We start from the raw sequence: 18,952 nt of genomic DNA on the forward strand, positions 1-18,952 counted from the left end.
GTCGGCGACGACCGGGGCTCCGCGGCAGGCCGATGGCCACGACCAGGCGGCTGTTGGCGTCGATGACGACTTGAAGGTTGGTCGAGTACCTGTAGCTCTGCCGGAGACGGCGATGCTGCGATCGCGGGTGGACACCAGGGCGCCGTCGACGATGACCCGGTGTCCTTGCGCGGCCGGCGGGCCGGCGAGATGGCCGGCAGCGGTGCGAGGCCGTCGAGGATGCGGTCGGCCGCGGACTTCGAGTCTCCGAACAGCGGCGCCACCGGCCGCAACGTGAGGTTCGTGCGCCAGTACGCCGCCACCAGCAGCACCCGGACCGGTAGTGGCATCCGCCAGGGACGGCCGCGTTGAACATCGCCGCCACGACGCCGTGCCCACGCCCGCAGCCTGGCGAACTGCGCCTCGGACAGCCCGGAGAACCTCACCAGACACAGACCAAGGCCGGGCTCGACTTCCAACCCTAGATAGGTACGGCGCCCACTACCCGTGCTGACCCGTCGCCCGCGCCGCGCCCGGGGTGCGTCCCGGCGTGTGGCCGAAGGCGCGGCGGAAGACGTCGATGAACGCGCTCGCCGAGGACCAGCCGCACAGGTGCGCCACCACCGTCACCGGCGCGTCCTCGGCGAGCAGCACCAGGGCGTGGGAGAGCCGCAGTTGAGTGCGCCACTGCGGGAACGTCATGCCGAGGTCGGCCTTGAACAGGCGTGAGAGGGTGCGGTCGCTGGCGCCGACCTGTCTGCCCAGAGCCGCCAGGGTGCGGTTGTCGGCCGGGTCGGCGTGCAGGATCGCGCACAGCGCCTTGAGCTGCGGCGCGGTCGGCGTCGGCACGTGCAGCGGCTGCTGGGGCGAGACCCGCAGCTGGTCGCACAGGACGGCACGCAGGCGCCGTTGTTCCGGACTGTCGTCTGCCGGCTCGCGGGTGCAGACGAGGATCAGCTCCCGCAGCAGTGGGCTGACGGTCAGGACGGTGGGCTCGTCCAGGCCGAGCGGGTTGGTATCGGCGGGAAGGCCGATCAGGTGCAGCTCGAGCTCGCCGTGTGCCTGGTGGGAATGCACGGTTCCGGCCGGCACCCAGATCGCTCGGGTGGCCGGGGCCGTCCATGAACCCGCGCCGGTGGTGACGGCAAGCACGCCCCGGCCCGCGTAGACGATCTGGTGGTCGTCGTGCCGGTGGGCGTCGATGCCTGTGCCCGGGGCCAGCCAGCGGGCGGTGGTCGGCGCTACCGACTCATGGCGGATATCCCTCATTGATTGGCAGATTATCGGAAGTGCGACAGGGTGGCCACGGGCGACCATGGCGCCATGTCAAGGAACAAGTCGATCGTCCTGCTGTCGGTCGGACATGCCTGTGTGGACGTCTACCAGGGCGCCGTGGCGGCCCTGCTCCCATTCTTCGTCGCCGAACGTGCCTATACCTATGCCGCGGCCTCGGGCATCGTGCTAGCCGCCAGTCTGTTGTCCTCGGTGGCGCAGCCCTTCTTCGGCGCGCTCACCGACCGGCACCCGATCCCCTGGCTGCTGCCGGTGAGCACGGTGCTCGGCGGGCTCGGTGTGGCCCTGAGCGGGATCACCGGCTCGTACGCGCTCACGCTGCTGTTCATGGCGCTGTCCGGCATCGGGGTCGCCGCGTACCATCCGGAATCCGCGCGGGTCGCACGGGGTGTCAGCAAGGGCAGCCACAGCTCCATGGGGTGGTTCTCTCTGGGCGGCAACGTCGGCTTCGCGACGGCTCCTCTCCTGGTCACCCTCGTGATCACCGCCGGCGGCCTGCGGTTCTCCCCGCTGCTGATCCTGCCCGCGCTGGTGGGCAGCGTGCTGACGCTGCCGGTGCTGCGGGCGCTGGAGAAGGCACCGCGCACCGATGGCGGCAAGGGGGCCGCGGAGGGGCGAGACGACTGGGCATCGTTCGTGCGGCTGTCGCTGGCGGTGGTATGCCGGTCGATCGCCTTCGTCGGGCTGAGCACCTTCATCGCCTTCCACGTGCGAGAGCAGACGGGCGGCGGTACGGCGGCGGGGACGGCCGCGCTGCTGGTGCTCTATCTCGGTGGCGCCGTCGGCACGGTCGTCGGCAGCAATCTGGCCCACCGCTGGGACCGGGTCACGGTGGTGAGCATGTCGTACCTGATCACGGTGGCCGCGGTCGCCGGCGTGGTGTTCGTACCGGGCCCGGCGATCTACCTGTTCGTGGCGCTGACCTCGATCGGCCTGTACGTACCGTTCTCGCTGCAGGTCACGCTTGCCCAGGATTATCTGCCCACGCGTGTGGGAACGGCCAGCGGGATCACCCTCGGCCTCATGGTCAGCGTCGGCGGTCTGACCAGTCCCGTTATCGGCAGTATCGCCGACGCCACCTCGCTGCGTACGGCCCTGATGCCCCTGATTGCGATGCCCGCCTTGAGCTGGCTGCTGTTTCGCACCTTGCCCGAACCGGCCGTGCTCAAGGCGCTGCTGGGAGACCGCGGCGAGGAAGCCGCGCAGGAGACCGGGAGCCAGTCCACCGAGCACAGCCGTCTCTGACCGGCCCCCGTCCCTGACCAGCGGGCCGGCCGCAGAACCCGTCACGGAAGGACGACGAAGTGCGACGAGCAGTGAGCTGGTACGTGACGTCCCCTTCGACTGCATCGGTCCAGGAGGCCTGCCCGCTGGCCGCTCGGGGCTGCCGTACCGGGCTGCGACAGCCCGACTGGCAGCTGATGTCCAGCCACGCCACGTCAGGCGGCCGCGTCGAGTACTGCCGGTGCACTTGTGCGGCGCTGGTGATCCTCCACGAGGGGGAGGTGGCGGCCTTTGCGACACCCGACCCCGCCTAGTACTCCAGTCGCAGTTCGCTATCGCCGCTGGTCAGAGCTGCATTTCTGAGTCTACTCGACTGACGTGACGTCAGGTTGAGCAAGTTCGTGACCTTGGGTTCGGCGGCGGTAATGTCAGCGGCGGGCGGTGGCCTGTGGCGACGCCGCCAGCGGGACCAGTTCAGTGTGTGGTCGGTGCGCCGCAGGTGCGTCAACGAAGGACGGTCAGCTGCCAGGAGTCGCCGGATTTCCGCCACGGTGAGCGGTGCGAGAGTGTCGGAACCGTTTCTGCGGCCCCCTTTTCATTCCCTGTAGCGCCGGCCATCGCGGCGAGGAAGGCGTGGGCGAGCACGGCGAGCGTTATGTGCCGGTACCAGCCCGGGTAGCGGCGGACCTCGTACTGATCCAGACCGCACTCGTTCTTCGCGGCCTGGAACGCCTCCTCGATCGCCCAGCGGGTCCCGGCGATGCGCACCAGTTCAGCGACGGTGGTGCCGATGGGCGCATAGGCGAGGTAGTAGGCGAGCTCGTCCGGGCGGGCCACGCTGCGACGGGCCAGTACCCACCGGTCGCGGGTGGGCTGATCGCCGTCGAAGTCCGCGATGGCGGGCAGCTTTGCTGCGGCCCAGTCGTAGACGCGTGGCCCCTTCGGCCGGCTTGAGCATGACCAGCGGGACGGGGAGCTGGATGGCGGCCGGGCGATGGCCGGGACCACCGCAACGGGTGGCGATGTCGAGCAGGTCAGCGATCGCCCCACGGGAGTCTGCGGACTTGCCGGGGCTGCCACAGGCGGCCCCGGCCGCCTGTCCGCGGCCCGCCGGCGTGTGCCGAGGCGGCGCGGTTCTCCGCGCAGCCCGGCACACCGAGCCCGACGGGCGGGTGGGCCGGCCCGGCGCTGTGCGGTCTGTCAGCCCATGTCGGTCAGGAGGGCGGTCAGTTCCTTCTCCTGCTGCGCAGACGACATCGGCGGGTTCGAGTGATCGATGCCGAAGGTCTTGAGCATCTTGTCCATCTGGGCGTCGATGGAGGTCCAGCCGGTCTGGTCCAGCGGCTGCAGCGAGGCCTGGTCGGCATCCCACAGGTCACGCAGTGACTGGGCGGCCGCGTGGGCCCCGGCCGCGTCCCCCGAGCGTGCGTCCTTGAGCGAGGTGGACGCGAGGGTCCGCAGCGCGCCGACCTTCGCGGGCGGGAACTTCTTCACCGCCTGGCCGGGAGCCATCTGGACGGCGGAGGTGTTGTCTTCCTCCGGCGCCGGGCCGACGTGCGGCTGACCGTGGGCCCAGACCAGCAGGCCCGCGGTGGCGACGGCCAGCACTCCGAAGCCGGCAAGCGCGACGCGCTCCTTGCCCGGGTTGCTGGTGGCCGGTGCGGCGTGGGTCGCCTCGTGGGTCTCGGTCACGTCCGAGCGCGTCACGGTCAGGTAGACCACCGTCGCCAGGATCAGGCCGAGGAAGATCAGGCTGGTGGTGAACGTGCCCAGCGCGAGACCGGTCGGGTCGCCCGGGTTCTGGGCGACCTTGGGGGAGGCGAGCCAGTCGCCGATGTTCGCGCCCAGCGGGCGGGTCAGGATGTAGGCGAGCCAGAAGGACAGCACCGGGTTCGCGCCGAACCTCCACAGCGCCGTGATCGCCGCGATGAGGCCGAGCGGAAGCAACACCGAGACGCCCGGGCTCCAGCCGGTCAGCTCCAGAGTCCAGTCGCCGGTCGCGGTGCCGAGCGCGAAGGTGACCAGGACGGTCAGCCAGTAGAACGACTCCCGCGAGAATGTGGTGACCGAGTGGATCGACAGCGTGCGCTCACGCAGCCACCACATGCCGAAGACCACCGCGAGCAGCACCGAGAAGACCGCGGAACTGATCCACAGCGGCACGTTCAGCTGGTCGGTCAGGATGTCGGTGTACAAGGTGCCCGTGACGCTGACAACGACGACGGTCAGCCAGTAGGGGAACGGGACGTACCGCTTCAGCCGCAGCTGGACGGCGAGGACCACCACGAAAACCGCGGTGAAGATCCAGGCCGTGTTCACCAGGCCGACGCCCAGCTTCATGTTGATCCAGTCGGCGAAACTCTCACCCACCGTCGTGCAAAGGATCTTGATCACCCAGAACCAGAGGGTGACCTCGGGAACCTTGTTGAGCATGAGGCGCCCGCGGCGCGTGGGTGCTTCCGTTGTCGTTGTCATGCACTGAGGTTTACGCGAGGAACCTGCACGTAACCTGACTACGTGGCCGCACGGGCGGCCGGGAGCGTCACCTCGACGTGGCCGCGGCCGTCCGCGATCGCGCGGACTTCCACACCGGCCGAGGCGGCGATGCGCCGGACCACCGGCAGCCCCAGCCCGTACCCGCCGCCGCTGGTCACACCCGCTTCAAAGACCCGGTCGACGTCCGCGGGATCGAACCCGGGGCCGTCGTCCAGGACATCGACCACGATTGCCTCATCCTGGATGCGCGCGGTGATCCACACACGTGACCGCGCATGCCGCAGGCCGTTCTCCAGCAGGGGCGACAGCAGCGACACGGCGACGTCGGCCGCCATGGCAACCTCGGTCTTCGCGGGAAAGGCGACCTCGACCGCGCGGCCGGCGATCGCCTGCAGCGCGGCGGAGCGCAGATCGCATCGGGTACCAGCGTCTGTCCGTGCGCGCGCGGCGCGCAGAATCGTCGTGATCGCCGTATCGAGGCGGTCGACCTCGTTCAGCACCGCCTCCGGCGGCACCGGCTCTCCGGACAGCTGCGCCAGCTGAGCCTCGGCCCGAAGGACCGTGAGCGGTGTCCGCAGCTCGTGGGCGATCTCATCGGTGAGCCGGCGCTCGTCCGCCAGAGCGTTGTCGACGCGCTCCAGCAGGCTGTCCAGGGTCCGCCCCAGTTCCCCGAACTCGTCGCGGGGGACTCCGAGGTTGAAGCGGCGCCCGGGTTCGTGATGGCCCCAGTCGTCGGCGAGGGCGGCCATCTCCTGCACGACCCGCAGCGCGCGGCGCACTGCGAGGTGTGCGACACCGCCGGCCAGGAGGATTGCGAGGCCGCCCAGGATCAGCGACAAGGCCAGGCTGCGCTGCGCGGATGTCTCGTAGGGCGTGAGGTCCACCCGGACGATCACCATGACGTGGTGGCCGTCGATCGGGACCTGCCGCGCGTACAGGAGGTAGTTGCCGACGGCGGCGGTCTGCGATCGCCCTGAGCCTGCCAGCGCCTCGACGCGCCCGACCACGCTTGCCGGTACGTTCCCGTCGATCAGGCGGCCGTCGGCATACACCCAGGCGACCTCGTCCAGCGCCTCGCTGCTGTTCTCCGTCAGTACGACACGGCCGCCCACTGCGGTGACGTTCGCCGCGACCGCCTCGGCGCGGGTACGCGCCAGATCGTGCGCGTCGGCGTCCGTCACCCCGCTCAGCATCACGTGCGAGACCACGACCAGTATCGCGACCACGGCGGTGGCGATCAGTACAGTGAGCGCGACGACCCTGCTGCGGAATCCCGTCACTGCCATCGGTAGCCCACGCCACGAACGGTCGCCAGACGCTCGGCCACACCCAGCGGACCGAGCTTGGTCCGCAGCCGGCGCACGAAGGAGTCGAGGGTGTTGTCGCTGACCTGCGCTCCGTGCGGCCAGCCGGCAGCGATGAGGGCGTGGCGGCGTACTGCATCGCCCTGCGAGGCGATCAGGCGGCCCAGGAGCCGGAACTCGGTCGGGGTAAGGCTCATGCTCACCGAATCGTAGGTCACCACGTGCTTCGCCGGATCCAGGACAACCTCGCGCGGTGCGGGCGCCACGGTGGCCCGGCGCAGCAGCGCCCGGACACGGACCAGCAGTTCCGGGACGTCGAAGGGCTTGGTCATGTAGTCGTCGGCGCCGGCTTCGAAGCCGTCCACCTTGTGATGCAGGCCGTCCAAGGCGGTGAGCATCAACACCGGCGCGTCGACGCCGCGAGCCCGGAGGGCCAGGCAGACGTCGCGGCCGTCGGCGTCCGGGAGCCCGAGATCCAGGACGACCAGATGGGGCGCCGGTGCGAGCTGCCGCAGCAGGCTGTCGGCCGTGGCGGCGACGGAGACGGTGTGGCCGTCATGCTCCAGGGCGCGCTTGAGGACGCCGCGGACCGCCGCGTCATCTTCGCACACCATGATGAAAGCCACGTGCTGACCATAGATACTCCCGTCCCAGTTCTCCATCTGCCCTGGTCAGCCGCATAATCCACGTCGCGATGATCGACCTCACAACCCGCAGGCCCACCCGCGAATCCACCCCGAACTGGCGCGACACCTGAACTTCGAACCAAACAACCTTACCGGGACAAAACGCTGTTTAAGCCGATATTTCAACTGGTGCCTGGACTCATTGGCGCAGGCGGTCCAGGAGTCCGTCGGGCACGGGGTAGGGAGGTTCATGAGGCCGAGTCGCAGCGCGCGCGGTAGGGAAGGGGCTGCAGATGCACATCGCGCTCGGGGTCCCATCGGACACGCGCCGAGGCCCGCTTCAGCTGCCGCTTCCACGTTGCTCGGTCGGAGCGCAGTCCGCGCTCGTGGTGGGACAGGCACGCGTGCCCCCGCGCCCCTTCGAACCCTTCACCCCCGTGTGCACTGTCCGGCCCCGCTTCGAAAGAGTTCGGTTTCTCGCGACGGACGCCGCCTGCCTCCTCGTAGAGCAGACGATGGCACCACCCGTACCGCTACGCACCACCACCCCTGGTCCGACTCGCGAACCTACGAGGTACCTGTGGCTTTCCTCTCGACACTCCGTCTTCACCGCCACCCGCGGTCGCGGGGGCGTCTCGCCGTCGCGTTGCTGGCACTCATCGCCGGAACCCTGCCGAGTGTGTCGGCCGACGCCGCCACCCCGCCCTCCGGATCGGTCAGCGACACTGCGCCCACGACCACGTGGAGCGCCGGTCCCTTCGCCGTCCCGAACGTCTCCGGCACTGCCGGGACGGTGAGCTGCGGGAATGCGCAACTCTGCGACGACTACACCCTGAAGGTGTCGGTGCCCGTGGGCTACGACGCCGGTCACAGCCTGCGCATCGATGTCAAGTGGCCGGACTCCGCCGCCGACTTCGACCTGTACGTCCTCGACGCGGACGGCCGAGAGGTTGCCGCCTCCGCCTCTTCCAGCGACCCGGAGACCGTGCTGCTTCCGGCGGTGACGGCCTCGTACACCGTGCGCGTGGTGCCGTACGCCCCGCTCGGCGACAGCTTCACCGGCACCGCGAGCCTGGTCGCCGATCCGGCCGATCCGACGCCGAGTACGGCGACCCCGCCGACGTACGCGAACTCCTCGGCGCCCGACAGCATCAAGGACGCGCACAACGCCGGAGAACCCTCGATCGGCGTCGACCGCGCAACCGGTGCCGCGATGTTCCAGGCGTACACCTCGACGCTGAAGGTCACCTACGACGGCGCCGGCGCCGCCACCTGGCAGGACAAGAGCGCCAACGCGGCCAACGGCTGTCCCCAGGGCAGCACCACCAGCCTCGACCCGATCCTGTTCACCGACCCGGCGACCCACCGCACCTTCGAGTCGCAGCTCGCCGGCAAGACCGCTCTGACCTGCTACACCGACGACGACGGCGAGACGTGGACGCCGACAGGCGGCTCGGGCATCAACTCCGGTGTGGACCACCAGACCATCGGTGGCGGCCCCTTCGCCACGGGCGCGCCGGGCGCCGTCACGGCGTACCCCGACGCCGTCTACTACTGCTCCCAGGACATCGCCGACGCCTCCTGCGCGGTCAGCCGGGACGGCGGTCTGACGTACGGGCCCGCCGTTGCGATGTACTCGCTGCTGGACTGCGGCGGCCTGCACGGGCATGTGAAGGTCGCCCCGGACGGCACGGTGTACGTGCCCAACAAGGGCTGCGGCGGCAACCAGGCCGTGGCCGTCTCCGAGGACAACGGGCTTACGTGGACCGTCCGCAAGAACCCGTCCAGTACCCCCGGTGACTCCGACCCGAGCGTCGGAATCGGCGCCGGCGGGACTGTGTACATGGGCTACCAGAACAGCGACGGCACCGCGCGGATCGCCGCCAGCCACGACAAGGGCAGGACGTGGCTGTACGACCAGAACGTGGGCGCGTCCCTCGGCATCAAGAACATCGTCTTCCCCGCCGTGACCGCGGGCGACGACAACCGCGCCGCCTTCACCTTCCTGGGCACCACCACCGGGGGCAACTACCAGGACACAGCCAACTTCAAGGGCGTCTGGCACCTGTACGTTGCAACCACGTACGACGGCGGCCAGTCCTGGGCCACCGTCGACGCCACCCCCACCGACCCGGTACAGAAGGGGTCCATCTGCACGGGCGGCACCACCTGCGGCCAGGACCGCAACCTCCTGGACTTCATCGACGTCACCCTCGACGCCCAGGGCCGCGTGCTCGCCGCCTACGCCGACGGCTGCACCGGCACCTGCGCCACCGGCGGCGCTCAAAACTACGACGCACTGGCTTCCATCGCCCGCCAGTCCTCCGGCAACACGCTGTACGGCGCGTACGACGCCGTGGTCGCCGGCGAGCACAAGAAATCCAAGGGAGGCCGCTAGGTGAAGCCGTTCGCCCCGGCTGCCGTGCTGGTCGGCGCCGTCCTCGGTCTGGCGGCCGTCACCGGATGCTCGCCCACGCCCCGGAACGCCGGGCCCTTGCGTGCGACGCCATACACGGCCGCGTCCGCGCCCGGCGGCTGCCCCACCGCCGCCTCACTGCCGATTCCCAAGGACTTCCCGGCGGATCTGCCGGTGCCCGAGGGCGCGGTCGTGACCTCGGTGCAGCACCGCACCGGCGGCCGGCTGATCGTCGCCACGGTCGTACGGAGCGGCTTCGACGCCACCCTGGCCTTTCTGCACGAGCAGCTCCCCAAGGCCGGATTCACCGCGAAGGACGGTGAGGTGGAGAAGGACGACGCAGAGACGAACTTCTCCTCCGCGACCGTCCGGGGCCGCTGGACGCTGCGGAAGATGCCCGACTGCGAGGGAGGGGTTTACGTGACGTACCTGACGTCCGCGGTCTCCTGAACTCGGCCCGGCCGAGGCCTCTTCCCGGCCGGTAGAACCGCGAGTGGCCACCTTTCGCGGCGAGCGGCACCGCGTGCGACGACGGCCGAAGGGTGGCCCCTCGGACTGGAAGACCGCTGGTGAACAGGTCCACCGCGAGCCTGACAGGCCGACCTGCCAAAGGACGGCGAGACGGTAGCCCTGGACCAACGATCAGATGACCCACGTCATCCGGTCTCGCTGCCAGGCGGCTGGGAAGCGACCCTCTCGGGCTGCTGGCAGGCCGAGCTCTGGCGCGTATGCCTGGTAGACGATGAGTGTGGAGTCGGTGCACGCCGTCGAATTACCTGGGCAAGGGGTTGCTGAGCCTGCGGTAGCAGATCAAGGCGGCGGCGATGCCGGCGAAAGCCGGGAAGTATTCCGCTTTGCGCTCGTAGCGACGGTGCAGTCATCGGCATCCCGACAGCCAGGGCGGCCCAGTCGACGAGAGTCCTCGACGCCTCGGCGGGCTATACGGGGCGTGATGTTGCGGGAGCGCAGCCACCGCCGCAGTTGGTCGAACTCGCATCCCTTGTCCGCACGGAGTTCGGCGGGCTTGCGTCGCCGCGGTCCCCGACGGGAGCGGACGGGCGGGATGCCGCGCACGAGAGGTTCGAGCCCTTGGCTGTCGTGGGTGTTCGCGGCGGAGATACCGATGGCTTGCCCCACACCCTGGCCCGGCTCCACTCGGTGAACCGCCGGTGGGCTGTCGCCCCAGACGGGCCGAAGCCCAGAGGGAGTTGTCGCCAGGTGCACCCGGTCGTCGCCACGAACACGATCGCAGCCAACACCTGCCGATCCCCTTACCAGGGCGGGGGCGACGCCGCGTCAGGTACCAGCCGCTCCACCATCGTCGTCACGGCCGTCAGCTCAGCGATCAAGCCAGTTGAGACGGTCTCCAAGCCTGCGCATTCGTGGGGACTGCCCATGCATGCCGGGCGTCAGCGGGGCGCCATGCGAAGGGCCCCGTCCAGCCGGACTGTTTCGCCGTTGAGCATGGGGTTGGTGAGGACGTGCTCCACCAGAGCGGCGTATTCGTCCGGGGCGCCGAGGCGGGCGGGGTGCGGGACCTGTGCGCCGAGTGCCGCCCGGGCCGCGTCCGGCAGACCCGCGAGCATGGGGGTCTCGAACAGGCCCGGCGCGATACTCACCACCCGTATCAGGCTCTCGGCGAGGTCACGGGCCAATGGAAGCGTCATTCCGCTGACGCCTGCCTTGGACGCGGCGTAGGCGGCCTGGCCGATCTGCCCGTCGAACGCGGCCACCGAAGCCGTCGTGACCATGACGCCGCGCTCGCCCGCGATCGGCTGCTGCGCGGCGATGCGCCGGGCGGCGAGCTGGACGACGTTGAAGGTTCCGGCCAGGTTGACCTCGAGCACGCTGCGGAAGGCGGCGAGGCCGGAGACCGGATCCCCCGCCGGCAGGCGGATTCCGCGGAGGATTCCGGCGCATGTGACGACGGCGCGCAGGGGTCCCAGTACCTCGGCCGCGTCCAGGGCGCGCGCCACCTGCTCCGCGCTGGTGACGTCGGCCGCGACGAAGCGCGCCTGGTCTCCCAGCTCTTCAGCGGCTCTTGCCCCGTCCGAGGCCGGGAGATCGACGAGTACGACCCTGCCTCCGGCCTCGACGAGCCGGTGCGCGGTCGCCAGGCCCAGGCCTGACCCGCCTCCGGTGATCAGTGCGACGTTTCCCGTGATGCGCAACGTGCTGCTCCTCAAGCTGTCAGGAGGGTCTGTGTGTAGGGGTGGGACGGGCGGGTGGTGAGCTGGTGGGCGGTGCCCTCCTCGACGAGGGTTCCGCGGCGCACAACGGCCGCGCGGTGCGCGATGTGGCGGATCACGTCGAGGTCGTGGGAGATGAAGAGGTACGCGACACCGAGGGTGTGTTGGAGTTCGACGAGCAGGTTGAGGACGTGCGCCTGCACGGACAGGTCCAGGGCGCTGGTCGGCTCGTCGCAGACGATCAGGTCGGGTTCGAGGACGATGGCGCGGGCGATGGCGATGCGCTGGCGCTGTCCCCCGGAGAAGGCGGCAGGGTATCGCTCGGCGGCGTCCGCGGTCAGACCGACCAGGTTCAGGGTGTCACTCACCCGTGCCGCGGCCTGGCTGCGGGTGTGCCGCCGCGTGACGTGCAAGGGCTCGCTCAAGGTCTGGCCGATGGTGCGTGAGGGGTTGAGCGAACCGTAGGGGTCCTGGAACACCACCTGGATGTGCCGGGCGAGCCGGCGGCGCCGCGCGGGCGGTGCGTGCGTGATGTCCTCGTCGTGGACGGCGCCGTGGAAGACGATGCGCCCTGCGGTGGGCCGCACCAGGCCCAGGATCGCGTTGCCGATCGTGGACTTACCGGAGCCCGACTCGCCCAGTAGGCCCAGGGTTTCCCCGCGGGAGAGGCGCAGGGTGACACCGTCGACGGCGGGGCGCAGTGGGCCCCGGATCCGGCCGCGCCGCCCGTAGGAGACGCTCAGGTCGTGCACCTCCAGCAGCGGCTCGGCCGCGGTGGGCGGTGGCCGCTCGGCCACATTGGCGTCAGGAGGGTACGGCGGTCGCTCGGTCACGGTCGTCTCCTTCGCCGAGTTCGGTGTGCCGCAGGCAGCGGGTGCCGCGGTCGGGCGCGGGTTCCAGCAGGGCAACGGTCGCCGCGGCGCAGGCGGGCGTCGCGAGCGCACAGCGGGCGGCGAAATGGCAGCCCTGCGGCCACTCGTGGGGAGCCGGAACCGTGCCGGGGATCGCCCGCAGTGGCTCGCGGGGAGCGGCGCGGCCGGGCGCCGAGGCGAGCAGCCCGGCCGTGTAGGGGTGCAGCGGGCGCGCGAGCAGATCGGCCGTCCGGCCCGACTCGACGACCTGGCCGGCGTACATCACGTACGTCCGCCGGCACATCCGGGAGACGACCTTCCAATCGTGGCTGATGAGCAGGACCGCCAGGGCGCGCTCGCGCTGCACCTGCCGGAGCAGGTCGAGAACTTCGGCACGTACGCTCGCGTCGAGTGCGGTGGTGGGCTCGTCGGCGATCAGGAGGTCCGGCTCCCCGGCCAGGGCCAGGGCGATGGCGACGCGCTGCGCCATCCCGCCGGAGAGCTCGTGGACATGGCGGGTGGCGACCTGTTCGGGCTCGGCGACGCGTACGGCACGCAGCAGCTCGACGGCCCTGGCACGGGCGGCCCGGCGCGTGCCGCCGTGATGGCGGCGTACCAGCTCCGCGATCTGTCTGCCCACCGGGATCACGGGGTCGAGGGACGTGAGCGGAGTCTGTGAGACCAGCGCGATACGCCTGCCCCGCAACGCGCGGACGGTCCGCGGGTCCGCGCCCACGAGCTCGATGCCGTCGAAGACGATGCTGCCCGCGGTGCACTCGCCCCGGCCGGGCAGGAGTCCCAGGACCGCCCGGCCGGTGATGGACTTGCCACAGCCCGACTCGCCGACCAGGCCCACGGTCTCACCGCGGCCGATGTCGAGGTCCAGGTCCTCGACGACGTTGGTCATGCCATGGGGCCCCGGGAGTGCGATGGTGGCGTCGCGGATCGACAGCAGGGCGGGGGAGGAGTCCGTGCCCGATCCGGGTACCGGCGTGTGCGAAGCGTTCCCGCCGGGCCTGGACTCCGGGTTCCGCGATGGCCGTGAGCGGGACGCGGCCGGGGTGGACCGGCCCGCACCGGCGTCCCGAACGGCGTCGCCGAGCACCCCGCACGCCAGGATCGCCAGACCGAGCACGACGCCGGGCGGTGCGAGGAGCCATGGCTGCCGGTCGGTCACGGCTGCCGCGTCGGCGATCATGTTGCCCCAGGTGGGCGTGGGCGGGTCGGCTCCGAAGCCCAGATAGCTCAGACCCGCGTCGATCATCAGGGCCCCGCCGGCGAACAGCGAGACCTGAATGACGACCGGCCCCGCCACGCGCGGCAGCACATGACGCACGAGCACATGACGCCGGGCCAGACCGCTCACTCGGGCCGCCGCGACGTACAACTCCTCTCGTACGGCCAGGGTGGCACCCCGCACCACCCGTGCGACGCCGGGGGCGACCAGCACCCCGAGCACGGTCATCGCCAGGACTTGGTGGTCGCCGACGACGGCGAGAACGACGAGCAGGGTGACCAGGACGGGGATCGCGAGCATGAGGTCCACCGCCCAGCAGAAGACCCGGTCGAACCAGCCGCCGAGGAAACCGGCCGTGACTCCGCAGCCGGCGCCGACGACGAGCACGGTCGAGGTGGCCACGGCGGCGTCCGTCAGGCTGGGACGGCCGCCGTACATGAGGCGGCTGAGCACGTCTCTGCCCAGGTTGTCGGTGCCCAGCGGATGCTGCGTGCTCGGACCGGTGAGGACGTGGTCCAGGTCGGTGGCGGTCGGGCCGTGCGGCGCGAGCCACGGAGCCGTGAGGGACGCCAGGACCAGCAGCGCGAGGTACGTCAGGCACACCAGGGCGGCTGGGCGTCGCAGGACGGTGCGCAGAACCGGTGCGGGCCGGCGGCGTCGTTCGGTGGAGGGCGGTTCGGTCATGGCACACGCACCTTGGGATTGAGCCAGGCGTAGGTGAGATCGACGGCCAGGTTCACGGCGACGACCACGAGTGTGAACACCACGACCACGCCTTGGATCACGGGGATGTCGTGCTGGGTCGTGGCCTGCGCGGCAAGACCGCCGAGACCGGGCATGGCGAAGACGGCCTCGACGAAGACGGTGCCGCTCAGCAGGCCGACGGAGGTGAGGCCGACCAGCGTCACCACGGGAATGGCCGCGTTGCGCAGCGCGTGCCGCAGGACGACCGAGGCGCGGGAGGCCCCGTTCGCGCGCAGCGTGGTGACGAAGTCCTGGGACAGGGCCTCGAGCATCGCGTCCCGTGTCTGTTTGGCGAACACCGCGATGCCGGGCAGCGCCAGGGTGACCACCGGCAGCACGAGACTGTGCGCCCACCCGCCGGGGGCGTCGGTGAAGGCCACGTACCCGGTCGCGGGAAACAGCGGCACGGCCACGGCGAACAGCGCGACCAGGACCAGTGCCAGCCAGAAGCCCGGCAACGCGTACCCGATGAGCGACGCCAGGTCCACGGCACGGCCGATACGCCCGCCGCGCACCGCGCTCAGCACACCCACTGCCACCCCGAGCACGGCCGTGACGGTGGTGGTGCACACGATCAGCGAGAGCGTCACCGGCAGACGGCCCGTGATCTCCGCACCGACGTCGAGTCCGCTGATCGGTGAGGAGCCCAGGTTGCCGCGCAGCGCCTGTCCCAGCCAATGCGTGTACTGAACCAACACCGGCTCGTCCAGGTGAAGTTGGTGGGTCAGGAGTCGGTGGGCCTCGGGGCTGTAGTGATCACCCAGGATCGTGCGGGCGGTGTCTCCGGGAGCCGCCGCCTGGAGCAGGAACGTCAGCAGTGAGACCAGGAGGACGAGCACGGCCGAGACGAGCAGCCGACGTGTGATCAACCGCAGCATGGGGTTCAGGCTCCCGGGTCCGCCGCCGGGCGCCAGTCGACGAGGCTCGGGAACGGCCTGTCCCGCGTCACCTCGATCCGCACGCTGTCGCGGTGGAAGAGGAACACCGGACTCAGGCACACCGGCAGGAACCAGGCCTGTTCCACCACCCGCCGGACGATGTCCCGGTCCAGCCCGGCGCGGGTCTTCTCGTCCGCGGCGGCCGCCTGCCGGTCCAGTCGCTCCAGCTCGGGATCGGAGCTGTGGAAGGGGTTCATGCCGACGGCGTCCCGCAGCCACAGCCCCCGGCCCATGAAGTAGACCGGCAGCGCACCCCAACCCATCGTCGACGCCGGATACTTGGTGATCTCCTGCGCCGCGCTGGTGGGTTCCTTCGCTGTGATCCGCATCCGGACGCCGACCTTCTCCAGGTCGGCGGCCATGGCCTGGGCGATCTCCCCGGGGAACGCGGGGGTCGACGGGATGACCACCGGCAGGGTGAAGCCGTCGGCGTGCCCGGCCGCGGTCAGAAGCTGCTTGGCCTTGAGCGGGTCGTGGGGGTAGAAGACGGTGTCGTTGTGGCCGTCCTGACCGGGAACCGCGGGCTGGTCGGTGGGTGTGCCGTACGCGCCGAGCAATGCCTTGGTGATCTTCTCTCGGTCCACGGCGTAGTTGAGGGCCTGCCGCACCCGGACGTCACGCAGCGGCGGGCTCAGCTTCCCGGTGCGGTCGTTGAGCTGGATGCCCATGACGATGTTGGGGCTGGAGGCGACCTTCAGGCCTGCGCGCGCCGCGCCGGCGGCGATCGCGTAGCTTCCGGAGATGACATCGACCTGGCCGGTCTTGAGCGCGGCGAGGGCGGTGTTCTCGTTGGGCAGGACCTTGATGACGATCTTGCCGTAGTGGCGGTCCCTGGCGTTCCAGTACCTCGGGTTGGGCACGTAGGTGTAGTGGTCGCCCATCACCGTCTCGGCGGGAGCCAGCATGTAGGGGCCCGCACCGCAGGTACGGCTCGCGAGTCTGCCCGGATCGGCGAGCGCTCGGGGGCTGATCAGGTTGCCTGCGAAGTAGTCCTGGGTGAAGAGTGCCGGCAGCAAGGGGTGCGGCTGGGAAAGGCCGAGGTGGACCGTGTGCTCGTCGAGTGCCTCCACCCTGGAGACGGGCGCGAGGAAGGCCGCCGCCTGGCCCGCCGCCTTCTTGAAGTACGCGATGTTCCGCTGGACCGCCTCGGCGTCGAGTGGCGCGCCGTCGCTGAAGGTCACGCCCGCACGGAGCTTGATCTCGAAGGCGGTGTTGCCCTTGCCGAGGTACCTCCACGAGGTCGCCAGGCGCGGTTGCAGGCTGCCGTCGGCGGCGCGGTGGATCAGCGGGTCGTAGGCAGGGTTGAGGTAGAACAGCGACTCGCCGCCGGCCTTGGCGGGGTCGAGACTGACGGGCGGCCAGAACTGTCCCATGCGCAGGGTGCTGTGCGAGGTCGGGGAGCCGGCGGAGCCGTCGCCGCCGCTGCAGGCGGTCAGCGTCAGCCCGGAGGCGAGCACGGTGGCCGTGGCCGCGAACCGCCGTCGCGAGAGGCCTGGCAGGCCCGGTGCCGGGTCTTCGGCGAGGCCGGCGGGGAGTGTCCCGCCGAGGGATGCGGTGCTCATCGTGTGCTCCTGTCGTGTGGGAGGGCGGGCGGGTCAGGCAGGTCGGCCGTCCACCGGCGGTCGAACAGCAGGTGACCGTCGAGCGTGATCCGGCCGCCGGCCCGCACACCGGAGGCCTGGGCGGTGATGTCGGCGTCGACGGTGATGCGGTGACCGGTGTCGGTGTGCACTTCGCCGGAGGCGCTGACGGTGACGGAGGCGGCCTCCGGCTGCACGCGGTGGGCCGTCGCGGTGATCTCCTGCCGGCCGCGCATGCGGTGGGCGCGGCCGTGAGTGTGCGGTACGGCCGGTCCGTCGTCGCTCAGGGCGATGCGTACGGAAACCGTGTTGCCGAGGTGGTCGTCGGCGATCTCCCAGACGGGTGGGTCGGGAGCGGACGCGGCGGCCGCGGGAGCGGGTGCCGTGCCCGTGCCCGTGGCCGGGGATTCGGAGACCGTGCCGGTGGGTACGGACAGCAACTCCAGGAGCGAACTCGGGTCCGGGGCCGGGAAGTCGAGCACGCCGGCGGCCTCGACGCGCTCCACGGGCAGGACGGGGAACACGAGCCCGGTCACCTCGGGCCACACCTCGCCGCGGCCCGGCTCTTGCGGCCAGACTCGGGGGAAGTCGCCCGGCGCGACCGCGATGCGCAGCCGGTGTCCGCGAGGCAGCTCGTACGTCGTCGGGCCGAGTGTGACGTCGACGGTGCCGCCATCGAGCGGCCCCCCGGCCCACAGACCCGCGCAGACCAGGGTGGAACGGCCCATCGGATCCACGTCCGTCAGCTTCACCGACAGGCGTGGCCAGGGCGCGGTGACGGTGACCACGGGACGCCCGCACAGCAGTTGCGGCTCGCGACACGGCGGCGATGTCAGGCACAGGCTGTGCGTGTCGTCGTCGTGCTGGTCGAGAGGGAGGCCGAAGGGCCCGGCCGGTACGGCCCACAGGCCGCTGAGGGCGCCGGTCGCCGGATCGGGCCGCACCGCCTCGGTGCGCGTCCAGCCGGCCGGATCCACCGGAACGGCGGTGTCGCCCGTGGGCCAGTCCTGCAGACCCAGCCAACGCGGTGCGCCGCCTCCCTCGACGTACACGCTGACGGGCGGAGCCTTGTCCGCGCCGTTCGGCTCGTCGCGCAGCCACCGGTCCCACCAGGCCAGCGCGAGCTCGAGGAAGTCGACGGGCACGTGCGGCGATTCGTGGGGCATGGTGTGCAGCCAGGGTCCGGCGATCAGCCGCTTCGGCCCGGTCATCTTCTCGTACGCGCGCAGCGTGCCCTCGCAGAACAGGTCGCGCCAGCCGGCGAAGCACAGCGCGGGGACGTCGATCGCCGCCGCGTCGATGCGTGCGCGGTCCCACACCGGGTCGCCGGGGCCCGAGCCGAAGAGGTCGAGCAGGTGCGGGCGCTCGCTGCGGCGAGAGCGCCAGCGCGCGCGCTCGGTCAGGTCCGCGTAGTCGTCGAGCGGCGGCAGCAGCTGACCGAGCAGCATGGTCATCGACCACAGGCCGAGGGGGCCGAGCGCGCCGCGTGTGCCACCGGGGTGGACGAAGTCGTGGCCCGGGTCGTCCGTGCTTTCGAGTACGACGATCGCCCGCAGTGCGGCGGGGCGCCGGGCCGCGGTGCGCATCGTCGTCATCCCGCCGTAGGAGCCGCCCCACATGCCGACCCTGCCGTCGCACCAGGGCTGCCGGCGGGCCCAGGCGATGGCGTCGAGTGCGTCGTCCGCCTCCTGCGGGTGGAACGGTGGCCTGCGAACGCCGTCGGAGGACCCGAGACCGCGCAGGTCCACCAGCAGCGAGGGGTAGCCGCGCGAGGCGAACCAGCGGAAGGCGGCGGAGCCGGACAGTGCGGCGACGTCGCGGCGGTAGGGGAGAAGCGTGAGGAGGAGCGGTGCGGGGGCGGCGCCCTCGGGCAGGAACAGGTCGCCGGAGAGCGTGACATCGGGATCGGCCGTGGGGATGCGGACGTCGCGGTGCACGATGACGTCGTAGCGGTGGCCCGGGCCTTCGAGGGGAGGTTCGGGTGCGTTCATGGTGGCCTCTCGCCACGAGCAGGGTGTGTCCTGTGCCTGCGTGGCCGTGGTCGTGTCGGTGTGTCGGTGTGCCTGCGTTTCTGT

Annotated in this window: 14 protein-coding genes and 4 pseudogenes; 3 read left to right on the forward strand and 15 right to left on the reverse strand. The window is 70.9% G+C overall.

From position 1 onward, the window contains the following. Window positions 1–7 precede the first annotated feature (7 nt). Window positions 8–458 (reverse strand): annotated as a pseudogene (locus tag SRB17_RS13330) (transposase family protein); the annotation flags it as partial. 22 nt (window positions 459–480) lie between these two features. After that, a complete protein-coding gene (locus SRB17_RS13335) occupies window positions 481–1,248 on the reverse strand; it encodes an AraC family transcriptional regulator (protein ID WP_153537875.1) in 768 nt (255 codons plus the stop codon). Window positions 1,249–1,302: 54 nt separating this feature from the next. Between SRB17_RS13335 and SRB17_RS13340 the strand changes: the two genes are divergently transcribed. Next, on the forward strand, window positions 1,303–2,517 hold the full coding sequence (locus SRB17_RS13340; RefSeq protein ID WP_153538408.1) for an MFS transporter: 1,215 nt from the start codon (window positions 1,303–1,305) through the stop codon (window positions 2,515–2,517). 483 nt (window positions 2,518–3,000) lie between these two features. On the opposite strand, the pseudogene SRB17_RS13345 reads toward SRB17_RS13340, so the two are convergent. The 5 genes and pseudogenes from SRB17_RS13345 to SRB17_RS46235 all read right to left on the reverse strand — a co-directional run. Continuing rightward, a pseudogene (locus tag SRB17_RS13345) lies at window positions 3,001–3,348 on the reverse strand (IS701 family transposase); the annotation flags it as partial. A 348-nt stretch (window positions 3,349–3,696) separates the two neighbouring features. Beyond that, entirely contained in the window at window positions 3,697–4,971 is a 1,275-nt protein-coding gene (locus SRB17_RS13350; RefSeq protein WP_153537877.1) for a hypothetical protein, read from the reverse strand. Between the two features lie 38 nt (window positions 4,972–5,009). Next, complete coding sequence (locus tag SRB17_RS13355; protein WP_153537879.1) at window positions 5,010–6,278, reverse strand: sensor histidine kinase; 1,269 nt, start codon at window positions 6,276–6,278, stop codon at window positions 5,010–5,012. Continuing rightward, window positions 6,269–6,922 (reverse strand): response regulator transcription factor, encoded by a 654-nt coding sequence (locus SRB17_RS13360; RefSeq protein WP_323375390.1) that lies wholly within the window; start codon window positions 6,920–6,922, stop codon window positions 6,269–6,271. The genes SRB17_RS13355 and SRB17_RS13360 overlap by 10 nt, the downstream gene beginning before the upstream one ends. Before the next feature lie 248 nt (window positions 6,923–7,170). Beyond that, a complete protein-coding gene (locus tag SRB17_RS46235) occupies window positions 7,171–7,434 on the reverse strand; it encodes a DUF4291 family protein (protein ID WP_416237051.1) in 264 nt (87 codons plus the stop codon). 167 nt (window positions 7,435–7,601) lie between these two features. On the opposite strand from SRB17_RS46235, the gene SRB17_RS13370 reads away from it, so the two are divergent. Continuing rightward, entirely contained in the window at window positions 7,602–9,320 is a 1,719-nt protein-coding gene (locus SRB17_RS13370) for a sialidase family protein (RefSeq protein WP_153537884.1), read from the forward strand. Next, window positions 9,321–9,788 (forward strand): hypothetical protein, encoded by a 468-nt coding sequence (locus tag SRB17_RS13375; protein ID WP_153537886.1) that lies wholly within the window; start codon window positions 9,321–9,323, stop codon window positions 9,786–9,788. A 198-nt stretch (window positions 9,789–9,986) separates the two neighbouring features. Here the strand turns inward: SRB17_RS13375 and SRB17_RS13380 are convergent. From SRB17_RS13380 to SRB17_RS13415, 8 genes and pseudogenes are all read right to left on the reverse strand, one after another. Further along, window positions 9,987–10,097 (reverse strand): annotated as a pseudogene (locus SRB17_RS13380) (DUF4291 family protein); the annotation flags it as partial. A gap of 13 nt (window positions 10,098–10,110) precedes the next feature. After that, a pseudogene (locus SRB17_RS13385) lies at window positions 10,111–10,609 on the reverse strand (transposase); the annotation flags it as partial. 138 nt (window positions 10,610–10,747) lie between these two features. After that, complete coding sequence (locus SRB17_RS13390; protein ID WP_153537888.1) at window positions 10,748–11,509, reverse strand: SDR family NAD(P)-dependent oxidoreductase; 762 nt, start codon at window positions 11,507–11,509, stop codon at window positions 10,748–10,750. Window positions 11,510–11,520: 11 nt separating this feature from the next. Beyond that, window positions 11,521–12,360, reverse strand: coding sequence for an ABC transporter ATP-binding protein (locus tag SRB17_RS13395; RefSeq protein WP_323375392.1), 840 nt, complete (start codon window positions 12,358–12,360; stop codon window positions 11,521–11,523). Further along, the gene (locus SRB17_RS13400; protein WP_153537890.1) at window positions 12,332–14,299 is read right to left on the reverse strand and encodes a dipeptide/oligopeptide/nickel ABC transporter permease/ATP-binding protein; all 1,968 of its coding nucleotides are present in this window, start codon (window positions 14,297–14,299) and stop codon (window positions 12,332–12,334) included. Before SRB17_RS13400 ends, SRB17_RS13395 begins: the two co-directional genes overlap by 29 nt. Continuing rightward, a complete protein-coding gene (locus SRB17_RS13405) occupies window positions 14,296–15,237 on the reverse strand; it encodes an ABC transporter permease (RefSeq protein WP_153537893.1) in 942 nt (313 codons plus the stop codon). The genes SRB17_RS13400 and SRB17_RS13405 overlap by 4 nt, the downstream gene beginning before the upstream one ends. 5 nt (window positions 15,238–15,242) lie before the next feature. After that, on the reverse strand, window positions 15,243–16,859 hold the full coding sequence (locus SRB17_RS13410) for an ABC transporter substrate-binding protein (RefSeq protein ID WP_153537895.1): 1,617 nt from the start codon (window positions 16,857–16,859) through the stop codon (window positions 15,243–15,245). Further along, a complete protein-coding gene (locus tag SRB17_RS13415) occupies window positions 16,856–18,868 on the reverse strand; it encodes a CocE/NonD family hydrolase (protein WP_153537897.1) in 2,013 nt (670 codons plus the stop codon). Before SRB17_RS13415 ends, SRB17_RS13410 begins: the two co-directional genes overlap by 4 nt. Window positions 18,869–18,952 lie beyond the last annotated feature (84 nt).

It is taken from the genome of Streptomyces sp. RB17, from assembly GCF_009604455.1.
Lineage (GTDB): Bacteria > Actinomycetota > Actinomycetes > Streptomycetales > Streptomycetaceae > Streptomyces.